Source organism: Salinisphaera sp. PC39, assembly GCF_040361335.1.
Lineage (GTDB): Bacteria > Pseudomonadota > Gammaproteobacteria > Nevskiales > Salinisphaeraceae > APNM01.
Window position 1 is genome coordinate 78099 of the sequence record NZ_APNM01000008.1, and the last position, 21055, is coordinate 99153.

The 21055-nt window shown below is 70.3% G+C and carries 18 protein-coding genes; 8 read left to right on the forward strand and 10 right to left on the reverse strand.

The features are described from left to right. Nucleotides 1-54 precede the first annotated feature (54 nt). Nucleotides 55-1485 (reverse strand): 3-isopropylmalate dehydratase large subunit, encoded by a 1431-nt coding sequence (leuC, locus tag PC39_RS09375; protein ID WP_353253125.1) that lies wholly within the window; start codon nucleotides 1483-1485, stop codon nucleotides 55-57. A gap of 115 nt (nucleotides 1486-1600) precedes the next feature. Here leuC and PC39_RS09380 point away from each other — a divergent pair, with 115 nt between their 5' ends. Further along, on the forward strand, nucleotides 1601-2467 hold the full coding sequence (locus PC39_RS09380; protein WP_353253126.1) for a LysR family transcriptional regulator: 867 nt from the start codon (nucleotides 1601-1603) through the stop codon (nucleotides 2465-2467). Between the two features lie 420 nt (nucleotides 2468-2887). Here the strand turns inward: PC39_RS09380 and PC39_RS09385 are convergent, their stop codons facing one another. The 3 genes from PC39_RS09385 to prmB are packed head-to-tail and all read right to left on the reverse strand — an operon-like array spanning nucleotide 2888 to nucleotide 6127. Further along, nucleotides 2888-4042, reverse strand: a complete 1155-nt coding sequence (locus PC39_RS09385) for an MFS transporter (RefSeq protein ID WP_353253127.1) — start codon at nucleotides 4040-4042, stop codon at nucleotides 2888-2890. A 34-nt stretch (nucleotides 4043-4076) separates the two neighbouring features. Further along, nucleotides 4077-5174, reverse strand: coding sequence for a chorismate synthase (aroC, locus tag PC39_RS09390; RefSeq protein WP_353253128.1), 1098 nt, complete (start codon nucleotides 5172-5174; stop codon nucleotides 4077-4079). Continuing rightward, complete coding sequence (gene prmB / locus PC39_RS09395; RefSeq protein ID WP_353253129.1) at nucleotides 5171-6127, reverse strand: 50S ribosomal protein L3 N(5)-glutamine methyltransferase; 957 nt, start codon at nucleotides 6125-6127, stop codon at nucleotides 5171-5173. The genes aroC and prmB overlap by 4 nt, the downstream gene beginning before the upstream one ends. 91 nt (nucleotides 6128-6218) lie before the next feature. Between prmB and PC39_RS09400 the strand changes: the two genes are divergently transcribed. Beyond that, nucleotides 6219-6854, forward strand: a complete 636-nt coding sequence (locus PC39_RS09400) for an SCO family protein (RefSeq protein ID WP_353253130.1) — start codon at nucleotides 6219-6221, stop codon at nucleotides 6852-6854. 1 nt (nucleotide 6855) lies between these two features. After that, nucleotides 6856-7767: an archaetidylserine decarboxylase gene (gene asd / locus PC39_RS09405; RefSeq protein WP_353253131.1), complete on the forward strand. Its 912-nt coding sequence runs from the start codon at nucleotides 6856-6858 to the stop codon at nucleotides 7765-7767. A gap of 5 nt (nucleotides 7768-7772) precedes the next feature. On the opposite strand, the gene epmA is transcribed toward asd, so the two are convergent. Both epmA and efp read right to left on the reverse strand, forming a co-directional pair. Continuing rightward, nucleotides 7773-8723: an EF-P lysine aminoacylase EpmA gene (epmA, locus tag PC39_RS09410; RefSeq protein WP_353253132.1), complete on the reverse strand. Its 951-nt coding sequence runs from the start codon at nucleotides 8721-8723 to the stop codon at nucleotides 7773-7775. Between the two features lie 13 nt (nucleotides 8724-8736). After that, on the reverse strand, nucleotides 8737-9306 hold the full coding sequence (efp, locus tag PC39_RS09415) for an elongation factor P (RefSeq protein WP_353253133.1): 570 nt from the start codon (nucleotides 9304-9306) through the stop codon (nucleotides 8737-8739). Between the two features lie 110 nt (nucleotides 9307-9416). On the opposite strand from efp, the gene epmB reads away from it, so the two are divergent. After that, nucleotides 9417-10487, forward strand: a complete 1071-nt coding sequence (gene epmB / locus PC39_RS09420; RefSeq protein WP_353253134.1) for an EF-P beta-lysylation protein EpmB — start codon at nucleotides 9417-9419, stop codon at nucleotides 10485-10487. 17 nt (nucleotides 10488-10504) lie between these two features. Then, complete coding sequence (locus PC39_RS09425) at nucleotides 10505-12538, forward strand: sensor domain-containing phosphodiesterase (RefSeq protein ID WP_353253135.1); 2034 nt, start codon at nucleotides 10505-10507, stop codon at nucleotides 12536-12538. Nucleotides 12539-12605: 67 nt separating this feature from the next. On the opposite strand, the gene htpX is transcribed toward PC39_RS09425, so the two are convergent. From htpX to parE, 3 genes are all read right to left on the reverse strand, one after another. Next, the gene (htpX, locus tag PC39_RS09430; RefSeq protein WP_353253136.1) at nucleotides 12606-13481 is read right to left on the reverse strand and encodes a protease HtpX; all 876 of its coding nucleotides are present in this window, start codon (nucleotides 13479-13481) and stop codon (nucleotides 12606-12608) included. 335 nt (nucleotides 13482-13816) lie between these two features. Further along, nucleotides 13817-16048: a DNA topoisomerase IV subunit A gene (gene parC, locus PC39_RS09435; RefSeq protein ID WP_353253137.1), complete on the reverse strand. Its 2232-nt coding sequence runs from the start codon at nucleotides 16046-16048 to the stop codon at nucleotides 13817-13819. Nucleotides 16049-16218: 170 nt separating this feature from the next. Continuing rightward, nucleotides 16219-18108, reverse strand: a complete 1890-nt coding sequence (gene parE, locus PC39_RS09440) for a DNA topoisomerase IV subunit B (protein ID WP_353253138.1) — start codon at nucleotides 18106-18108, stop codon at nucleotides 16219-16221. A gap of 158 nt (nucleotides 18109-18266) precedes the next feature. On the opposite strand from parE, the gene PC39_RS09445 reads away from it, so the two are divergent. Together PC39_RS09445 and PC39_RS09450 are read left to right on the forward strand one after the other, a co-directional pair. Then, nucleotides 18267-18545, forward strand: a complete 279-nt coding sequence (locus PC39_RS09445; RefSeq protein WP_353253139.1) for an exodeoxyribonuclease VII small subunit — start codon at nucleotides 18267-18269, stop codon at nucleotides 18543-18545. Then, nucleotides 18542-19429: a polyprenyl synthetase family protein gene (locus PC39_RS09450; protein ID WP_353253140.1), complete on the forward strand. Its 888-nt coding sequence runs from the start codon at nucleotides 18542-18544 to the stop codon at nucleotides 19427-19429. The genes PC39_RS09445 and PC39_RS09450 overlap by 4 nt, the downstream gene beginning before the upstream one ends. 10 nt (nucleotides 19430-19439) lie before the next feature. On the opposite strand, the gene PC39_RS09455 is transcribed toward PC39_RS09450, so the two are convergent. Next, complete coding sequence (locus PC39_RS09455; RefSeq protein WP_353253218.1) at nucleotides 19440-20324, reverse strand: DNA/RNA non-specific endonuclease; 885 nt, start codon at nucleotides 20322-20324, stop codon at nucleotides 19440-19442. Between the two features lie 49 nt (nucleotides 20325-20373). Here PC39_RS09455 and PC39_RS09460 point away from each other — a divergent pair, with 49 nt between their 5' ends. Then, a complete protein-coding gene (locus PC39_RS09460; RefSeq protein ID WP_353253141.1) occupies nucleotides 20374-21045 on the forward strand; it encodes a Bax inhibitor-1/YccA family protein in 672 nt (223 codons plus the stop codon). The last annotated feature ends 10 nt before the right edge of the window (nucleotides 21046-21055 follow it).

Genomic DNA, 21055 nt, shown 5'->3' on the forward strand with positions numbered 1-21055 from the left:
GTCCCTCGGGTCCCGCGCCGCGGCGCGGGACGGTTGTCGGGTGATCGGGGCGGCTCAGGCGCTCAGCGCCTCGCGGGTCTCGGCCAGCTCGCGGATGTCCACGAAATGGCCGTGCACCGCGGTGGCCGCGGCCATGGCCGGGCTGACCAGGTGCGTGCGTCCGCCGCGGCCCTGGCGACCCTCGAAATTGCGGTTCGAGGTCGAGGCGCAACGCTCGCCCGGCTCCAGTCGGTCGGCGTTCATGCCCAGGCACATGGAGCAGCCGGCGTCGCGCCATTCGAAGCCCGCCGCCTTGAAGACCCGATCGAGTCCTTCCTTCTCCGCCTGCTGCTTCACCAGGCCGGAACCGGGCACCACCATCGCCAGCTTGATGTTGTCGGCGATGCGCTTGCCACGCAGGTACACGGCCGCGGCGCGCAGGTCCTCGATGCGGGCGTTGGTGCAGGAGCCGATGAACACCTTGTCCACCGCGATGTCGGTGATCGGCGTGCCGGGCTTCAGGTCCATGTATTCCAGGGCCTTGCGCCAGCTTTCGGCGCGCGTGGGGTCGTCGCAGGTATCCGGGTCGGGCACGGCGCCGTCCACCGGCGCGACCATCTCCGGGGACGTGCCCCAGCTCACCTGCGGCCGGATCGAGGCGGCGTCCAGGGTGACCACGCGGTCGAACTCGGCGTCGTCGTCGCTGACCAGGGTCCGCCAGTAGCGCTCGGCGCGGTCCCAGTCCTCGCCCTCGGGGGCGTAGCGGCGGCCACGGACGTATTCGACCGTCTTGTCATCGACCGCCACCATGCCGGCGCGGGCGCCCGCCTCGATGGACATGTTGCACAAGGTCATGCGGCCTTCCATCGACAGGTCGCGGATCGCCTCGCCGCCGTACTCGATGACATAGCCGGTGCCGCCGGCGGTGCCGATCTCGCCGATGATCGCCAGCATGATGTCCTTGGCCGTGATCCCGGGCGCAGTCTTGCCCTCAACCCGCACCAGCATGGTCTTGGCGCGCTTGAGCACCAATGTCTGGGTCGCCAGGGCGTGCTCGACCTCGGAGGTGCCGATGCCGAAGCCCAGGGCGCCGAAGGCACCGTGCGTGGAGGTGTGCGAGTCGCCGCAGACCACGGTCATGCCGGGCTGGGTGGCGCCCTGCTCCGGGCCGATCACGTGCACGATGCCCTGGCGCGGATCGCCCATGCCGAACAGCCGGATGTCGAAGTCCTCGCAGTTCTTCTCCAAAGCCTCGATCTGGGCCCGCGATATCGGGTCCTCGATGCCCATCATGCGCTTGATGGTGGGCACGTTGTGATCCGGGACCGCGAGATTGGCGCTGCGCCGCCAGACATCGCGCCCGGCCAGGCGCAGGCCCTCGAAAGCCTGCGGCGAGGTGACCTCGTGCACCAACTGACGGTCGATGTACAACAGCGCCGTGCCGCCGCCCAGGTCGCGGACGGTGTGCTCGTCCCAGATTTTCTCGTACAGGGTTTTCCCGCTCACGGCATGCATCCGGTTTGTCTGACGCCGCATAGCATAGGGGCGCGCCATGATTAACTCAAATGAATCTTTTTTAAATATACGATAACCTTTCGGAAATCATAGTCCGGATCACGATATGCAACTGTCCGTGGTGGAGGCCTTCGTGGCGGTCTGCGAGCTGGGCTCGGTGCGCGATGCCGCGGCCGCCCTGCACCTGACGCAGCCGGCGGTGAGCAAGCGCATCGCCGCCCTGGAAACACAGCTCGGCCACGATCTGTTCGACCGTGTGGGCCGCGGCATCGCCCCCACCGAGGCGGGTCGCGCCTTCCTGCCGCACGCGCGCCGGCTGCTGGCGGAGATGGAGGACGGCCAGCGGGCCCTGGACAGTCTGTCGCAGCAGGTCTCGGGCCGCCTGGGCCTGGCCTTGTCCCATCACGTCGGCCTGCACCGCATGCCGCCGGTGCTGCGCCGATACGTGCGCGACTACCCGGGCGTGGATCTGGATATCGATTTCCTGGGCTCGGAGGCGGCCTGCGACGCCGTCGCCCGCGGTCACATGGAGCTGGCCGTGATCACCCTGCCGCAGCCGCCGCGGCCCGACCTGATCCAGCGCGAGGTCTGGGCGGACCCCATGCGCATCTTCGTCGCCCACGACCATCCGCTGGCGTCGACGGCCGCGCCCCAACCCCGGCACCTGGCGGACTACCCCGCCCTGCTGCCGGAGCCGGATACCACCACCTACGCCCTGGTGGCGGACGCCCTGGCGGCGCACGGGGTCACGTTCCGCATGCGCCTGGCGAGCAACTACCTGGAGACGCTGAAGGTGCTGACCGCGGTCGGCCTCGGCTGGAGCGCCCTGCCCGCCTCGATCCGCGACCCCGAACTGAAGCCGCTCGATATGCCGGATCTGGCGCTGCAACGAAGCCTGGGCGCGGTCTACCACCCCGGGCGCCGGCTCTCGAACGCCGCCCGCGCCATGCTCCAGGCGCTGGGCCTGGATTGACGGGTCAGAGGGTGTATACAAAATCAACTGGAACGAGTGAGCCGTCCGGCCGGTAGCCGAGCACCCGTCAGCCAGACCCAGACTTCGGCGACATCCATGCGTCGATCATGATGCATGATCAAACGCCGACTGCGTTCGTTCCGGACCGTAGGTTGGCAACGCTTCGCATATCCAGCGCCACAGGCTCTGGTTGGCGGGACATGCAACCACAGAGGCGCACGGAGGCGCACAGAGGTTTTTGACGGGAGCTCTGGCTCGTGTCCCGGGCAGGCTTCCTTGCGGCTTCCGGGCAATATTCATATGCAGGGGCCTCGTTCCCTCCGTGTGTCTCCGTGCGCCTCTGTGGTCCATGTTCTTGCTGGCCGTTTATCGAGGTGCCTCCCGCCGTCGCGGCGCACGCGGGAAGGGTTAACAGGCCCTTCAGGCCCGCCCGGGCAGATGCCGCAACCCGGCCAATGCGATCAGCCAGGCCAGCCCCGCGGCGGCCGCGGCCATCACATAGATCGCGGCGGGTGGCGCCGCCGCCCAGACATAGCCGCTGCAGAGGCTACCCACGGCGCCACCGGCGCCGAAGCTCAGGCTGCTGTAGAGCGCCTGGCCCCGGCCCTGGAGGCGCCCCCTGAACAATCGGTGGACCAGGCTCACCGCGACGCCGTGGTGGATACCGAAGCTCGCCAGGTGCAGCACCTGCGCCGGTACCACGACCCCGGCGCGCTCCGGGAAGGCCGCCAGCAGGCTCCAGCGCAGCGCGGTCGCGGCGACCGCGCCCAGCATGAGGCCGCGCAGGCCAAAACGGTCGATGAGCTGCGGCAGCATGGCGAAGACGCCGATCTCCGCGATCACCCCCAGCGCCCAGAGCACGCCGATGGTGCCGCGGGTGTAGCCGTGGCCCTCCATGTAGATGGAGAAGAAGGCGTAATAGGGCCCGTGGCTGAACTGCACCAGGAAGCACACCGCCAGCAGGCTCGCCACCTGGGGGCGCTTGAGCACCTGCCGGAGCCGCTCGCCGTGGCGGGCGGGCCGCCCGTCGCCGGGATCGGGCACGCTCAACGCGACCGCGAACAGCCCGGTCAGCGCGGCGAGAATCCACCACGGCACCAGCGTCGAGGGGAAGATATCCAGCAATCGTCCCAGCACCAGGACCGAGCCGATGAAGCCCACCGAGCCCCACAGCCGGATGCGGCCGTACTCGCGCTCGCGCGTGCCCAGGTGGTTGAAGGTGACGGCCTCGAACTGGGGCAGCGCGGCGTTGGCGAAGAAGCCGTAGCCGACCATCAGCAGGGCCAGGGCCCAGAACGGGTCGACGAAGGGCATGCCCAGGAAGAACACGGCGGCCACGCCGGTGGCCAGCCGGATGATCCGCAGGCGATGGCCGTGATGGTCGGCGACCCAGCCCCAGACGTTGGGCGCCACCATCTTGGTGCCCATCAGGATGGCGAACATCCAGCCGATGCGCTCGGCGGAATGGCCGGCATCCCGCAGGAACAGGCTCCAGTAGGGCAGCAGCGCGCCCAGCGACCCGAACCAGAACAGATAGAAGGCGCCCAGCCGCTTGTAGGGCAGGCCGGGGGTCATGGCGGGAACGGTAGCGGTCGGCCGGCCGGCGGTCTCACGCCCCGCCCGGTATCGGGGCCAGCGGCGGCTCCACGTCCGCGTTCTGGCCGCGGTGGCGCAGCCAGTGGTCGATCAGCACCAGCGCCACCATCGCCTCGGCGATGGGCGTGGCGCGCACGCCGACGCAGGGGTCGTGGCGGCCGGTGGTACGCATGTCGGTGGCCCGGCCGTCGGTGTCCACGGTCCGTCCCGGGATCACGATGCTGGAGGTCGGCTTGAGCGCGAGCCGGGCCACGATCGGCTGGCCCGTGCTGATGCCGCCCTGCACGCCGCCGGAGTGGTTGCTCAGGAAGCCGTCCGGGCTCATCTCGTCGCGGTGTTCCGAGCCGCGCTGACCGACGGCGCCGAAGCCGTCGCCGATCTCCACGCCCTTGACCGCGTTGATGCTCATCAACGCCCCGGCCAGGTCGGCATCCAGGCGATCGAAGACCGGCTCGCCCAGACCCGGCGGCGCGCCGCGCGCCTCCACCTCGATCAGGGCGCCGACCGAGTCGCCGTCCTTGCGCAGGCGGTTGATGTAATCCTCCAGTGCCGGCACCTGCTCGGGGTCCGCGCAGAAGAAGGGGTTGTCGTCCACCGCCGACCAGTCCCGGCATTCGACGGCGATCTCGCCCATCCGGGCCAGGCGGCCGCGGATGACGATGCCCAGCCGCTCGTGCAGGTACTTGCGGGCGATCGCGCCCGCGGCGACCCGGGCCGCGGTCTCGCGGGCGGAGGAGCGGCCGCCGCCGCGGTAGTCCCGGCGGCCGTATTTCTGCAGGTAGGCGTAGTCGGCGTGGTTGGGCCGGAACACGTCCTTGATCTTGCCGTAGTCGCGCGAGCGCTGGTCGGTGTTCTCGATCAGGATCGCGATCGGCGTGCCGGTGGTCTCGCCCTCGAACACCCCCGACAGGATGCGGGCCTCGTCGGCCTCGCGGCGCTGGGTGACCCAGCGCGAGGTGCCGGGGCGCCGCCGGTCCAGGTCGCGCTGCAGATCGGACTCGGCCAGGGCCAGCCCCGGCGGGCAGCCGTCGACCACGCAGCCGAGCGCCGGCCCGTGGCTTTCGCCGAAGGTCGTGACCGTGAAGGAACGTCCCCAGGTGTTGCCGCTCACGTGCCGGTCCCCCGCGCCGGCCGCAGGCCGCCGGATTCCAGCCAGGCGGACAGGTCCTCGGCCTCGATCACGCCGACGCCGATGCCGCCGCGCTCCAGGTCGACCCAGGCCACCGGCAGGTCCGGCCACCGGGCCTCCATCTCGAAGGCCGTGTTGCCCACCTCCAAAACCAGCAGGCCGTCCTCGGTCAGGTGGTCGGGCGCCGCGGCCAGCAACCGCGCGACCAGCCCCAGCCCGTCCTCGCCGCCGGTGAAGGCGAATTCCGGCTCGTGCCGGTACTCGTCCGGCAGCCCGCGCCACTCCTCGGTGCTCACGTACGGCGGGTTGGTCACGATCAGATCGAAGCGCTCGCCGTCCAGACCGTCGAACAGGTCCGCCCGGCGCAGGCTCAGGCGCGGCGCCATCTCGTGGCGCTCGATATTGCGCTCGGCGACGGCCAACGCGCCCTCGTCCAGCTCGGTGGCCATGACCTCGGCGTCCGGGAAGGCATAGGCGCAGGCGATGGCGATCGCGCCGCAGCCCGCGCACAGATCCAGTATCCGGGCCGGCTCGCGTTCGCCCAGCCAGGGCTGGAAACCGTCCTCGATCATCTCGGCGATCGGCGAGCGCGGGATGATCACCCGCTCGTCGACGTCGAACGGCAGGCCCGCGAACCAGGCCTCGCCGGTGAGGTACGGCGCCGGCCGGCGTTCGGCCAGCCGTCGCCGCAGCAGCGCCAGCACCGCCATGCGCTCGGACGGCGCCAAGCGCGCATCCAGATAGCTGTCCGCGATGTCGAACGGCAGATGCAGCGCGAACAGGGTCAGGTGGGCGGCCTCGTCCAGGGCGTTGTCGCTGCCGTGGCCGAAGCGCAGGTCGGCGGCGTTGAACGCGGATGCGCCCCACCGAATCCAGTCGCGCGGCGTCAGCAGGGAGTCCCGGAGCGTGTCGTCGGAATCGTCTGTCTTGGTCATGGCCGAATGCGGCTGAAGGTCGCCGCCATTATGACAGAAGCGGCCGCCGGGGCGCCGGCCGCGCCCCGGCGCTGTGAGATAATGCCGCCCCATGAACACCCGTACATCGACGACCCGTACCGCGTTCTGGATCGTGGCGGCCGTGGCGGCCCTCGCCGCGGGACTGGCCCTGGGCCGGGTCCTGCTGGGAGCCGGTTCCGCCACGCCGCAGGCCGAAGCCGCCACGGTGCTTTCCGAGCCGCGTCCCCTGCCCGAGGTGCAACTTGTGTCGGCCGCGGGCGAGCCCTTCGGCACCGACCGGCTGACCGGGGACTGGCACCTGCTGTTCTTCGGCTTCACCCACTGCCCGGACGTGTGCCCGAACACCCTGGGCCTGCTCGCCGGCGTGCGCGAGACCATGGCCGCGCGCGGCGACGCGCCGCCGAAGGTGGTGCTGGTGTCGGTGGACCCGCGTCGCGACGACCCCGAGGCGCTGCGCGCGTACCTGGACTACTTCGATCCCGCCTTCGTCGGCGTCACCGGACCGCGGGCCGAGATCGAACGCCTGACCGCCGCCCTCTACGTCCCCTTCCGCTATGTCGGCGACGTCGAGGCCGGCGACTACACCGTCGACCACAGCGGCGCCCTGGTGCTGGTCGACCCCGAGGCGCGGGCGGTGGCGTATTTCAGCCCGCCGCACGATCCGGGCACGCTGGCCGCGGACCTGGCCGGCCTGACGGGAGGCTGACATGGCCGCGAACGACGATACCGGCGGCGCGAGTCCCGAGGCCGGCGCGCTCGACCGCCTGTTCGCCCTGCTGCAGTGGTGCCTGCCCACGCGGTTGCTGTCACGCCTGCTGCACAGTCTGGCCGAGGCGCGCGCCCCTCGCTTCAAGAACCTCCTGATCCGGCTGTTCGTGCGCGTCTATCGCGTCGATCTGCGCGAAGCCGAGAGCGCCGAGCCGGCCGCCTACCCGACCTTCAACGCCTTCTTCACCCGGCGGCTGGCGGCGGACGCGCGCCCGTTGCCCGTCGATCCCGACGCGATCGCCTGTCCGGTGGACGGCCGCCTGGGCGCCTTCGGCGCGATCGAGCGCGGCCGGCTGTTCCAGGTCAAGGGCGCGGCCTACGACGTGACCGACCTGCTCGGGGGGCGCGAGGAATGGGCGGCGGCCTTTCTCGCGGGGCGCTACGCGACCCTCTACCTGGCCCCCTCGGACTACCACCGCGTGCACATGCCGGTGGGCGGCGGCCTGCGCGACACCCTGTACGTGCCGGGGCGCCTGTTCGGCGTCAATCCCGCCAGCGTCCGCGCCATACCGCGCCTGTTCACGCGCAACGAGCGGCTGGTGACCCTGTTCGACACCGCCTGCGGGCCCATGGCCGCCGTGCTGGTGGGAGCGTTCGGCGTGGGCGGCATCCGCACGGTCTGGTCGGGCAACGTCACCCCGCCCCACCGCCGGCAGCCGCGCCACGACAGTTTCGCCGCCGGCGGCGAAGGCGTGCATCTCGAACGCGGCGACGAGCTGGGGGCGTTCCACTTCGGCTCCACGGTGGTGCTGCTATTCGGCCCCGGCGCGGTGGCCTGGGACGAGAACCTGCAGGCCGGCATGACCCTGCGCATGGGCTGTCCGTTGGGCCGAATCGCGGACGGTGTTTAGGGAACCTAGACCCGATCCGCGGCGAACGGCAGCACGTCCGCCAGGCGATCGAACCCCATCAGCAACGCCAACAGCCGGTCGACCCCGACCGCGACCCCGCTACAGGCCGGCAGGCCGTGCGCCATGGCCGCGGCGAGGTACGGGTCGGGCGGCGGCCCCGGCTCGCCCGCGGCCTCGCGCGCGGCCAGGTCGGCGTCGGTGCGACGGCGCAGCTCGCCCGCGTCGGTCAGTTCCTCGCCGCCGTTGGCCAGCTCCACACCTCCCCAGTAGACCTCGAAGCGCAACGCCTCGGCGGGCCGGTCCGGGTGCCCGCGGGTAAGGCCCGCCTGGCAGGCGGGAAAGCCGGTGACCACCAGCGGCCGCCCGTCGCCGAGCGCCGGGGCCACGCGGGCGGACATCAGCAGATCCAGCCAGAATCCGCGGGCGCTCTCCCCGGCGGCATCGTCCGGGGCGCCGTCGGGCGCCAGCGAATCGGCCTCGGCGGCGCGCCGCAGCGCGGCGGCATCCGCGGCGTGCGGATCGAACCCGACCGCGGCGCGGAAGACATCGGCATAGGTCGCGGTCGCCGGCGCCGGCACGCCCAGGCCGGCGAACAGATCGCCGATCTCCGCGATCAGCCGATCCTGGTCCCAGCCGGGCCGGTACCATTCCAGCATGCAGAACTCGGGGTTGTGCCAGCGCCCGGACTCGCCCGCCCGGAATACGTTGCCGAGCCGGTAGACCGGCCCGCTGCCGGCCGCCAGCAGTCGTTTGAGCGCGAACTCGGGCGAGGTGACCAGATAGCCGCCGCCGGCCCGCAGGCTGTGGAGATGCGGATCGGTGGCGCCGGCGGAGGCCAGCGCCGGAGTGTCCGCCTCCAACACGCCCCGGTCGGCGAGGAAATAGCGGATATCGGCCAGGAGCCGGGCGCGGGCCCGCAGGGTCGCGGGGGCGGCGCTGGGGCGCCAGTCGTCCACGGCCGCGCCGCGTTCAGCCCGAGGCGCGGGAAACGTACTCGCCCTTGCGGGTGTCGATCTTGAGGATTTCGCCCTCTTCGATGAACAACGGCACGCGCACCACGGCACCGGTCTCCATGGTCGCCGGCTTGTTGCCGCCGCTGGAGGTGTCGCCGCGCACGCCCGGGTCGGTCTCGGTCACCTTGAGGGTTACGAAGTTGGGGGCGTCGACCGACAGGGGCACATTGTTCCAGAGGGTGACGTGGCAGACGTCCTCCGGCTTCAGCCACTTGGCGGCATCGCCCACGGCGGCCTCGCCCGCCTGGTACTGCTCGAAGGTGTTGGGCTCCATGAAGTGCCAGAACTCGCCGTCGCTGTAGAGGAACTGCAGGTCCACGTCCATGACGTCGGCGGCCTCGACGGTGTCGCCGGACTTGAAGGTGCGCTCGATCACGCGACCGGTCTTGAGGTTGCGGATCTTGACCCGGTTGAAGGCCTGGCCCTTGCCCGGCTTCACGAACTCGTTCTCGACGATCGCGCAGGGGTCGCCGTCGAGCATGATCTTGAGTCCGCCCTTGAACTGGTTGGTGCTGTACGTCGCCATTGGTCGTTCCACTGCCTGGTGATTGCTAACTGTCGATCCGTGCCCGGCGGTCGCCGCCGCGCCGGTCGCGCCCCTTTGCCGCGGCTGTCCCGCCCGCCTACACTGCCGGCATGAGCACGACCGCGTCCCTACCCGCAGCCGCGCCGCCGCAAGGGCCGCGTAGTCTATCGCAAACGCCCCCGGCCTGGCAGAAGGCCCAGCGCGACGCCATCACCGACCCGGCGGAGCTGATCCGCCTGCTGGCGCTACCGGCCGGGATGCTGCCGGCGGCGCGCCGGGCGGCGGCGCTGTTCGGGCTGCGCGTGCCCCGCGGCTACGCCGCCCGCATGCGGCGCGGCGATCCGGACGATCCCTTGTTGCGGCAGGTGCTGCCGCTGGATGCCGAACACGACGACGTGCCGGGCTTCTCGGCCGACGCGGTGGGCGACCTGGGGAGCCTGTCCGGCGACGGCGTGCTGCACAAATACCACGGCCGCGCGCTGCTGGTGACCACCGGCGCCTGCGCGGTGCACTGCCGCTACTGCTTCCGGCGCCATTTCCCCTACGCCGACGCCAACGCCGCCCGCGGCGCCTGGCGCGGGGCCCTGGACCGCATCGCCGCGGATACCAGCCTGACCGAGATCATCCTGTCCGGGGGCGATCCGCTGTCGCTGTCGGACCGCCGCCTGGGCGAGCTGGCGACGGCCCTGGACGCCATCCCGCACCTGCGCCGCCTGCGCATCCACACGCGCCACCCGGTGGTCCTGCCGGAACGGATCGACGATGCCTTCCTGGACTGGTTCGGGCGCGGCCGCCTGCGGCGGGTGGTGGTGATCCACGCCAACCACCCGCGCGAGCTGGACGCCACGGTGGCGGCGGCCCTGGCGCGGCTGCGCGACGCCGGCGCCGTCCTGTTGAACCAGGCGGTATTGCTGCGCGGGGTGAACGACGACGAGTCGGTACTGGCCGAACTGGGCGAACGTCTGTTCGAATGCGGCGTGATGCCCTACTATCTGCACCTTCTGGACCGCACCGCCGGCACCGCGCACTTCGAGGTGCCGCCGGCCGAGGCCCGACGGCTCTGGCAGAGCCTGGCGGCGCGGACACCCGGTTATTTGCTGCCCCGTCTCGCCCGTGAAATCCCGGGCGAGCCCAGCAAGACGCTGATCGGATTCCAGCGGACGGACACCACGCACGGCTGATCGCGGAGGTTACCGCCTTGTCATCTCAGACAGCGTCGAGCCCGGAGAACGGCGAGACCCTGATTCTTGCCATCGCGCCGTCCCAGGAGGATGCCTCCGGCATCGAGACACCGCTGCGCGACGCCGGCCGCAACGTACGCGTCGACTGGCTCGACCGCCCGGGCGAGCTGGGTACCTATCTGTCCGATCACACGCCCGCGTTGATCTGCTGCCATCCGGACGACGAGGGCGAGGACACGCCCAAACGCCTTCTGGGCTTGTGCCTGAACGCCGCGCCCGGCACGCCCGTGGTTCTCTTGCTGGACGCCGATACCGATACCCGTGCCGCCCTGATCCGCGGCGGCGCCCGCGCGGTGGTTCCGCCGGGTGCGCCCGAGTTGCTGACCGTGGTGCTCGGACGCGAACTGGAGGTTGTCGCCCTGCGCGCCGAGGCCGGGATCGAACGCCAGCGGGCGGCCGGGCTCGAGCGCCGCCTGGAAGAAGTTCTGACGGAAAGCCAGGACGCCCGCGCCACGCTCCAGGAAGGCATCCATGCGGCGCTGAATCCCACCTATGCCCAGCTTTTCGGGTTCGAATCGCCGGCGGAGCTGGAAGGCGTCCCGCTGATGGACCTGGTGGTCCCCGACGACCGCGATCGGGTCAAGAAGAAGCTCAGCGACTGCCGCAAGGGCAAGGACGACGGCGAACCCATCCGTTTCCGGGGCCAGTGCGCCGACGATTCCCACTGCGACGTGCTCATGCACTGCCGGCTGGTCCGGATCGACGACGAGGACGCGGTCGAGGTGCTGATCCCGCAGTCCCGGCCACGACCGCGGGCGGGCGCCGGCGACGCGCGGCAGGCCCTCTATCACGCCCTCTCCCGTCCCGAGGAGACCGGCGGCCTGTATTTCGTGGTGATCGACGACCTCGCGGGCCTGCAGTCCCGGCTGGGCCTGTCGCGGGCCGATGCCATCGTGGACGAGACCGCCGTCTTCCTGCTCGATGCCGTCGACGACGACAATAGCTGCTTCCGCTACGGTCCCGGCGAGTTCGTGGTATTGACGGGGCCCCGCTCGGCGGAGTCGCTCCGGGCCGATGCCGAGCGGCTGCGGGCGGCCATAGACGACGAGGTGTTCGGCGACGACGACGCCTCCGTGTCGCTGACGGTGACCATCGCGGTGAGCGCCACGCCGCCCGGCGAGAACCGCGAGACCCTGCTTCTGGGCGCCATGCGCAAAGCCCGCGACACCGCCGCCGCGGGCGGCAACCAGGTGGTCCTGGAGGCGGAGTCCGAGCATCGCGTATCCGACGAGGCCGCCGAACGCGAGCACCTGGAGACCCTGCGCCGGGCCCTGCAAGAGGACCGGCTGACATTCGCCTACCAATCGATCGCCAGCCTGGAGGGCGACGACACGGAACACTTCGACGTGCTGCTGCGGCTGGCGGACGACCAAGGCGACCTGATCAGGCCGGCGGACTTCCTCGCGGCGGCGGCCCGGCACGAACTACTGTCGGAGATCGACCGGATCGCGGTACGCAAGGTGCTGGAATTACTGGCGCAGCGCCACGAGCGCGGTGCCCGCGGCACGTTTTTCCTGCAGCTCTCGGAGGCCACCCTCAACGAGGCGCCGGAATTCCTGGACTGGCTCGAGGGACGCCTGGCCGGCCTCGGCTTTCCGCCCGACGAACTGCGCTTCAGCGTCACCGAGGAGGCGCTGCGCAGCAACGTCCGCCGGGCTCAGCAGCTCGCCGAGGGATTGGAGGCGCAGGGCGTGGCGCTGGCCATCGAGCGCTTCGGCAGCACCGGCAAGTCGATCCAGCTACTGGAACGGATTTCCGCCGATTTCGCCAAGCTGGACGCCACGGTCACCGAAGCCCTGGCCGGCGACCAGGGCGATCCGGCGGTCGCCGAGGCGGTCCGCGCGGCCCGCGAACGCGGTGTGCGCCTGATCGCCCAGCAGGTGGCCGACGCCAACACCATGGCGCGCCTCTGGCAGATCGGCATCAACTACGTGCAGGGGCAATTGGTCCAGGAGCCGGAGGCCGAGGCCGCGGGCACCAACGTGGCCTGATTCGTCGGGCGTTATCGGTAATTCGTGATTGGCGGCGTCCGGCCCCGAGGCCGGACGCCGGTGCCGATCAGCGCCCGCCGCTTTCCAGCGCGGCGATGCGCTCGGCCAGGGGCGGATGGGTGGCGAACAGCTTGGCGAAGCCCTGCCCCAGGCGGCCGGAGATGCCGAAGGCCGCCATCTCCTTGGGCATGTCGCTCTCGCCGTAGGTCTTCTGCAGCGACTGCAGGGCCAGCACCATCTTGCGGCGGCCGGCGAGGTGGGCGCCGCCGGCGTCGGCATGGAACTCGCGGTAGCGCGAATACCAGGCCACGATGATGCTCGCGATCAGACCGAACACCAGTTCCAGGGCGATCACCACGCCGAAGTAAGCCAGTCCCCCGCCGCGCTCGTCACGCATCAGGATGCGCGCCAGCACATGGGCGAAGAAGATCACGAAGGTGTTGAGCACGCCCTGGAGCAGGCCCATGGTGATCATGTCGCCGTTGGCGATGTGGCTGACCTCGTGGCCCAGCACCGCCTCGACGCCGTCACGGTCCATGTTGTGCAGCAAGCCGGTGCTGACCGCCACCAGGGCGTTGTTCTTGCTCATGCCGGTGGCGAAGGCGTTCATCACCGGCGAATCGAACACGCCGACCTCGGGCATGCCGATGCCGGCCTGGCGGGCCTGGCGCTGCACGGTGCTCACCAGCCACTGCTCGGCGGAATCGCGCGGCTGCTCGATGATGCGGACACCCATCATCCGCTTGGCCATCCACTTGGAGATGGCCAGGGAGATGAACGAGCCGCCCATGCCGAAGATCGTCGCCAGCACCAGCAGGCCGGTGTAATTGCCCACACCCTGCGCCGCCAGCCAACGGTCGATGCCGAAGATCTGGATGAAGGCGGTCAGCACCAGGATGATGGCCAGATTCGTGGCGAGAAACAGAGCGATGCGCTTGGTCATCGGGAAAGCACTCCGGTAGACGTCGTTGTCGTAACCCGCTCTTAGATAGCGGCGGACAGGGAAGGTTTCAAGCTGTTCCTGAAACGAACCACAGAGTCACAGAGGACACAGAGAATCCAGAAGGGTTACCCGTCTCTTTTGTCTCTGTGCGCTTTGTGTCTCTGTGGTTAATGTCTCATTGCATTGCAAGACCAACCACAGAGTCACGGAGGACACAGAGAGTTCAACACAGGCTTACTCGCATATTTTTTATTCTCTGTGCGCTCTGTGACTCTGTGGTTAATGATCTTGCTTTGTCCTTGTGCCTCCGTGGTTCGTCACAGAACCGCATCGGGTCATTCGGCGGCCGAGGCGGCGTGCACCTGGCGGAAGCCGCGCGGCAGCAGGCGGCCGCGCGCGCCGCGGTTGCCGCGGTAGCCCTCGCGGTCCGAGGGCTTGACGTTCAGGTGGCGTTTACCGCTCTCCAGGCGCAGGGCCGCGTCCGGCGCCAGGGCACACACGGCGACGATCCGTTCGCCCTTCTTGAGTCCGATCAGCTTGTTGCCCTTGCCCTTGGCCATCTCCGGCAGATCCGCCAGGGGGAAGCACAGCAGGCGGCCCGCGTCGCTCACCACGCACAGCTCGTGATCGGCGACCGCACCCTCCAGCGGCATCGGCGCCAGCACGGCCGCACCCTTGGGCACCGTCAGCACCACCTTGCCGCCGCGGTTGCGGGAGACCAGATCGCCCAGGCGCGCCACGAAGCCGTAGCCGGCATCCGTGGCCAATAGGCAGCGGCGGTCGTTCTCGCCCATGAGCACGCCCACGAAGCCGGCGCCGTCGGGCGGATTCAGCCAGCTCGACAGGGGATCGCCCTGGCCGCGCGCGGACGGCAGCTTGTGCGCCGGCACGGCATAGCTGCGGCCGGTGCTATCCAGCAGCACCGCCGGCTGGTTGCTGCGGCCGCGGGCGGCGGCGGCGAACTCGTCGCCGCTACGGAAACTCAGCGCCGCCGGATCCACCTCGTGCCCCTTGGCGGCCCGGATCCAGCCCTGGCTGGACAGCACCACCGTGACCGCCTCGGTCGGCAGCAGCTCGCTCTCGTCCAGGGCGCGGGCCTCGCCGCGCTCCACCAGGCGGCTGCGGCGGTCGTCGCCGTAGGCATCGGCGTCGGCCGATATCTCGTCGGCGATCAGGCGGCTCAGCTTCTTGCGCGAGCCCAGGATGCCCTCCAGCGACTTGCGCTCGGTCTCCAGCTCGTCGCGCTCGCCCTGGATCTTCTGCTCCTCCAGCCGCATCAGGTGGCGCAACTTGAGGTCGAGGACGGCGTCGGCCTGGGTGCCGGTGATACCGAAGCGTTCCATCATCACCGGCTTCGGCTCGTCCTCGGTGCGGATGATGTGGATCACCTCGTCGATGTTCAGATAGGCGACCAGCAGACCCTCGAGGATATGCAGCCGGTCCACGACCTGGTCGAGACGGTACTGCAGCCGTCGCCGCACGGTATCCGTGCGAAAGCTCAGCCACTCGGTGAGGATGCCCTTGAGATCCTTGACCTGCGGGCGGCCGTCCAGCCCGATCACGTTGAGGTTGACGCGGTAGCCCTTCTCCAGCGCCGTGGTCGCGAACAGGTGCGCCATCAGCCGCTCGACGTCCACGCGGTTGCTGCGCGGCACGATCACCAGCCGGGTCGGGTTCTCGTGGTCCGACTCGTCGCGCAGGTCCGCGACCATGGGCAGCTTCTTGGCCTGCATCTGGGCGGCGATCTGTTCCAGCACCTTGGCGCCGGAGACCTGGTACGGCAGCGCGTCGATCACGATGTCGCCGCCGGATTCGCGCTGCCAGGTGGCACGCATGCGCACGATGCCGTTGCCGGTCCGGTAGATGGCCGCGATCTCCTCGGCCGGCGAGATGATCTCGGCGTCGGTGGGGAAATCCGGGCCCAGGACGTGCTCGCAGAGCGCGTCCACGTCGGCGTCCGGGTCCTCGATCAGGCGGATGCAGGCCGCGGCCACCTCGCGCAGGTTGTGCGGCGGGATGTCGGTGGCCATGCCCACGGCGATGCCGGTGCCGCCGTTGAGCAACACGTTGGGCAGGCGCGCCGGCAGCACGGACGGCTCGTCCAGGGTGCCGTCGAAGTTGGGGTGCCAGTCGACCGTGCCCTGCCCCAATTCCGAGAGCAGCAGGCGTGCGTAGTCGGTCAGCCGCGATTCGGTGTAGCGCATGGCCGCGAACGACTTGGGATCGTCCGCCGTGCCCCAGTTGCCGTGCCCGTCCACCAGCGGATAGCGGAAGGAGAACGGCTGCGCCATGATCACCATGGCCTCGTAGCAGGCGGCGTCGCCGTGCGGATGGAACTTGCCGATCACGTCGCCGACGGTGCGCGCCGCCTTCTTGGGCTTGCTGCCCGCCGACAGGCCCAGCTCGGACATGGCGTACACGATCCGCCGCTGCACGGGCTTGAGGCCGTCGCCCACGTTGGGCAGGGCGCGGTCCAGGATCACGTACATAGCGTAGTTCAAGTACGCCTTCTCGGCGAACGCGCTCAGCGTTTCTCGTTCGGCGCCGTGTTCAGTCGTTTCGGTCATGGATTCATTAACCACAGAGGCACAGAGCTTTGCTGCAGGAACTCGGCTACGCCGCGCCGGGCGGATTCGCGCAGCGAAGCGGCGCTCCCGCAGCTTCGTGATCTTCGGGCCTTTCGTGTTTTATATCTTAATTCTCTGTGCCTCTGTGTCCCTGTGGTTAGTCACTAAGTTCAAACCTCGGCCTCGTGGCCCTTGCGCTCCAGCCAGTCGCGACGGTCGGCGGCGCGCTTCTTGGCCAGCAGCATGTCCAGGAGCCCGTCCGCGGCCTCCTCGTCCAGGGTGAGCTGGACCAGGCGCCGGGTCTCCGGCGCCATGGTGGTCTCGCGAAGCTGCAGGGCGCTCATCTCGCCCAGCCCCTTGAAGCGGGTGACGCTGACCTTGCCCTTGCGCTTCTCGGCGCGTATGCGGTCGAGCGTGCCTTCGCGTTCTTCCTCGTCGAGGGCGTAGAACACGTCCTTGCCGACGTCGATCCGATACAACGGCGGCATCGCCACGAACACCCGGCCGTCCTCGACCAGGGGCCGGAAATGCTTGAGGAACAGCGCGCACAGCAGCGTGGCGATATGCAGGCCGTCGGAGTCGGCGTCCGCCAGGATGCAGATCTTGTGGTAGCGCAGGCGCGAGCGGTCCATCGCGCCCGGCTCCACGCCCAGGGCGACGCTGATGTCGTGGATCTCCTGGGAGCCCAGGATCTCCGCGGGGTCCACCTCCCAGGCGTTGAGGATCTTGCCGCGCAGCGGCATCACCGCCTGGAACTCGCGGTCGCGCGCCTGCTTGGCCGAGCCGCCGGCGGAGTCGCCCTCCACCAGGAAGAGCTCGGTGCGGGCCGGGTCGTCGGAGACGCAGTCGGTGAGCTTGCCGGGCAGGGCCGGCCCCGAGACCACCCGCTTGCGGGTGACCTTGCGCGCCTTCTTGACCCGGCGCTGGGCGTTGCCGATCACCAGCTCGGCGAGGGCCTCGCCGCTCTCGGGATGGCGGTTCAGCCACAGCGAGAAGGCATCCTTGACCACACCGGAGACGAAAGCCGCCACCGAGCGCGAGGCCAGGCGCTCCTTGGTCTGGCCGGCGAACTGTGGATCGGCGAGCTTGACCGACAGCACGAAGCTGCAGCCGTCCCAGACGTCCTCGGGCGCGAGCTTCAGCCCGCGCGGCAGCAGGTTGCGGAACTCGCAGAACTCGCGCACCGCCTCGGTCAGGCCGGCGCGCAGGCCGTTGACGTGGGTACCGCCGGCCGGCGTCGGGATCAGGTTGACGTAGCTGTCGGCCGGACCGCCGCCCTCGCCGGCCTCCGGCAGCCAGGCCACGGCCCAGTCCACCGCCTCGCGCTCGGACTCCAGGCTGCCCGTAAAGGGTTTCTCCGGCAGCCGCGGCACCTCGGCGAGCTCGCTCGCGAGATATTCGCCGAGGCCGTCCTCGTACTGCCAGGTCTCGGTCTCGCCGGCCGCGGCGTCGGTGAAACGCACGGTCAGTCCCGGACACAGTACCGCCTTGGCGCGGAGCAGGTGCTTGAGCCGGCCGGCGGCGAAACGCGGGTTGTCGAAATAGGCCGGGTCCGGCCAGAAGCGCAGGCTGGTGCCGCTGCGGCGCTTGCCGGCGCCGCCGGCCTCGGTCAGCGGCTCGGCGACCTCGCCGCCGGCGAAGGCCATGCGGTAGAGGCTGCCGCCGCGAACGACCTCCACGGTCAGGCGAGTGGACAACGCGTTGACCACGGACACGCCCACGCCGTGCAGGCCGCCGGCGAAACGGTATTGCTTGTGCGAGAACTTACCGCCGGCGTGCAGCCGGGTCATGATCAGCTCGACGCCGGGCACGCCGTGCTCGGGGTGGACGTCCACGGGCATGCCGCGGCCGTCGTCGGCGACCTCCAGGGAGCCGTCCTCGTGCAGGGTGACGTCGATGGTCCGGCAGTGACCGGCCAGCGCCTCGTCGACGCTGTTGTCGATCACCTCGGCGGCGAGGTGGTTGGGCCGGGCGGTATCGGTGAACATCCCCGGCCGTTTGCGCACGGGGTCCAGCCCGGATAGCACCTCGATGTCGACGGCGTCGTAGTTGGAACCCATGCTCGCTGATCGTCCTGGCGCGCGTGTGGCCGGATGGCCCGGAGTGACGGCGCCGGACAGTAAGCCAACGGCGGCGCCCAGGCAAGCCCGGCATGCCGCCCTGACGCCGCCCCCGCCTCGCGGGTAGACTACGGCATCCCGATCAGGACGCGAACGGCATGAGCGACGACGACAGCCAAGCGGCCGGCCCCGACAACCGGGCCCTGGCCGACTTCGAGAAATCCCTGGCCGAGCTGGAGACCCTGGTGGAGAACCTGGAGTCCGGCGACCTGAGCCTGGAGGCCTCCCTGGAGAAGTTCGAGCGCGGCGTGGCCCTGGCGCGCGATTGCCAGAACGCGCTCAAGACCGCCGAGCTGCGCGTGCAGCAGCTCCTGGACCGCGAGGACGGCAATGGCGACGCCGTCGCGGCGTTCGACGACGGCGACCCCGGGGAATGAGCTTCGCCGAGTCGGCCGCCGGCTACCCGACGCGGCTGGCGGCGGTCCTCGACGGCCACCTGCCGCCGGCGGACGAGCCGCCCCGCGACCTCCACCGGGCGATGCGCTACGCCACCCTGGACGGGGGCAAGCGCCTGCGCGCCCTGCTCGTCTACGCCACCGCCGAGGCCCTGGAACGTCCCGCGGAACGGGTGGACGCCGCCGCGGCCGCCGTGGAACTGATCCATGCCTATTCCCTGGTCCACGATGATCTGCCCGCGATGGACGACGACGACCTGCGCCGGGGGAAGCCGAGCTGCCACAAGGCCTTCGGCGAGGCGACCGCGATCCTCGCCGGCGACGCGCTACAGACCCTCGCCTTTCGGATCCTGGCGCGGGACGAGGCGGCCGGCGACCCGGCCCAGCGCCTGCGCCAGGTCGAACTGCTGGCCGAGGCCGCGGGCTCGCGCGGCATGGCCGGCGGCCAGGCGATCGACCTCGCGGCCGCCGGTCGCGCCCTGAGCCTCGACGAAGTCGAGACCATGCATCGCCGCAAGACCGGCGCTCTCATCCGGGCTTCGGTGCTGATGCCCTGCCACGCGGGGCCGGCGCCCGAGACATCGCGGCTCGCCGCCCTGGAGCGCTACGCCGAGTGCCTGGGCCTGGCCTTCCAGATCCAGGACGACATCCTCGACGAATCGGGCGATCCCGCCGCCATGGGCAAGAGCCGTGGCGCCGACGCCGCCCGCGGCAAGCCGACCTACACCAGCATGGTGGGCCTGGACACGGCCCGCGCCCGCGCCCGCGACCTCTATCGCGAGGCCCGCGACGCCCTGGCACCGTTCGGCGCCGCGGCCGGAGGGCTGCACTGGCTGGCACGACGGATCGTCGATCGGGAAGACTGACCCCCGGGCATCAATCGCAGCGCTCGAAATCCAACCGGATGCCGTCGCGTCCCTGCCAGTCCTCGCGGTAGCGAGCCGGGAAACAGGCCAGCGCCGCCAGCCCCCATTCGGCGGCGTCGCCCGGCACCGCCTCCACCGCCTTCTCGACATCCGGCGCCAGCGCCGGATGGAAATCCAGGCCGGTCTCGGCCTCGATCCGGTCGACGCTGACCACGAACGCATCCAGACGCTCGTCGCCGCGCACGTCCTGCGGCACCCGCAACGCCAGCGCCCGCGGCCCGTCCGGCGTCGCGTCGGTCCAGATGCGGTAGAAGGCCGCCGGCAACGTCGCGCCGGCCTCGTCGTAGATCGGCCCGACCGTCACCCACAACCCGCCATGGTGCCGCGCCAGGTTGTCGGCCTCGATTTCCTCCAGGCGCTGCCAGAGGAGCTGGTTCAGGCGCGGCCGCTGCGGCGTGATGTTGGTCATGCGGAAGCTCGCCCGCTGGGCGTCGCGGCCGTACAGGTTGGCGATCAGGTAATTGGGGGCCATGTGACCGCGGTCGTGGCCGCGGCCGAAGACTCGCGCGTCCGGTCCCGGCGCACCCGGCACCCGCGGATCGGCGGCGAAGGCCGGGCGTCCGTGGACGGTCGCGCGGGCCACGTGCCGGGCCCGGTAGGCCACCCACAACGGCGCGCCGCGATCCGCCGAGTAACCGACGGTGAAGCCGGGATTCTCCAGGCGCCGGATACCGGTGTCCGCCGGGGCCGACGGATACCCGCCGGGGATCGCGCCGCCCGGCACAGGTTGCGGGAGCCCCGGCTGGCGCGAGAGCACCAGCGCCGCCGCCGCCAGCACCACGGCCGCCGTCAGCGCGAGGTTGCGAACCCGACGCGATGCCTGCTGTCTACCCATCGACACGATGATATCCTTCCAGCGGATATCCCTACGACCGGAAGAGGCGATGACCGACCAACGCACGCTTACCGCCGATCGCGCGCAGTCCGCGCTGGCGACCAACAAGGTTTTGCGCAACACCTATGCGCTGCTGTCCCTGACCCTGCTGTTCTCGGGCGCGGTGGCCGGCGTCGCCATGGCGGTGAACGCCCCGCACCCGGGCCTGATCATCACGCTGGTGGGCTACTTCGGCCTGCTGTTCGCGGTGGAGAAGACCAAGAACAGCGGCTGGGGCCTAGTGACGGTGTTCGGCCTGACCGGCTTCATGGGCTACACCCTCGGGCCGATCCTGAGCGCCTACATCGGCGCTTTCTCCAACGGCGGCCAGATCGTGATGCTGGCGATGGGCGGCACCGGCGCCATCTTCCTGGGCCTGTCGGCCTATGCGCTGACCTCGGGGCGGCGCTTCAACCAGTGGGCCGGCGCCCTGTTCGTCGGCATCCTGGTGGCGTTCGTCCTCGGTCTGGGCGCGGTGCTCTTCAATGTCCCGGCCCTGTCGCTGGCGGTGTCGGCGATGTTCGTGCTGCTCATGTCCGGCCTGATCCTGTACCAGACCGGCGAGATCGTGCACGGCGGCGAGACCAATTACATCAGCGCCACCGTCACCCTGTTCGTGTCGATCTACAACCTGTTCCTGAGCCTACTGCAGTTGCTGGGCGCGTTCATGGGCGAAGACTAGACCGGCCCCG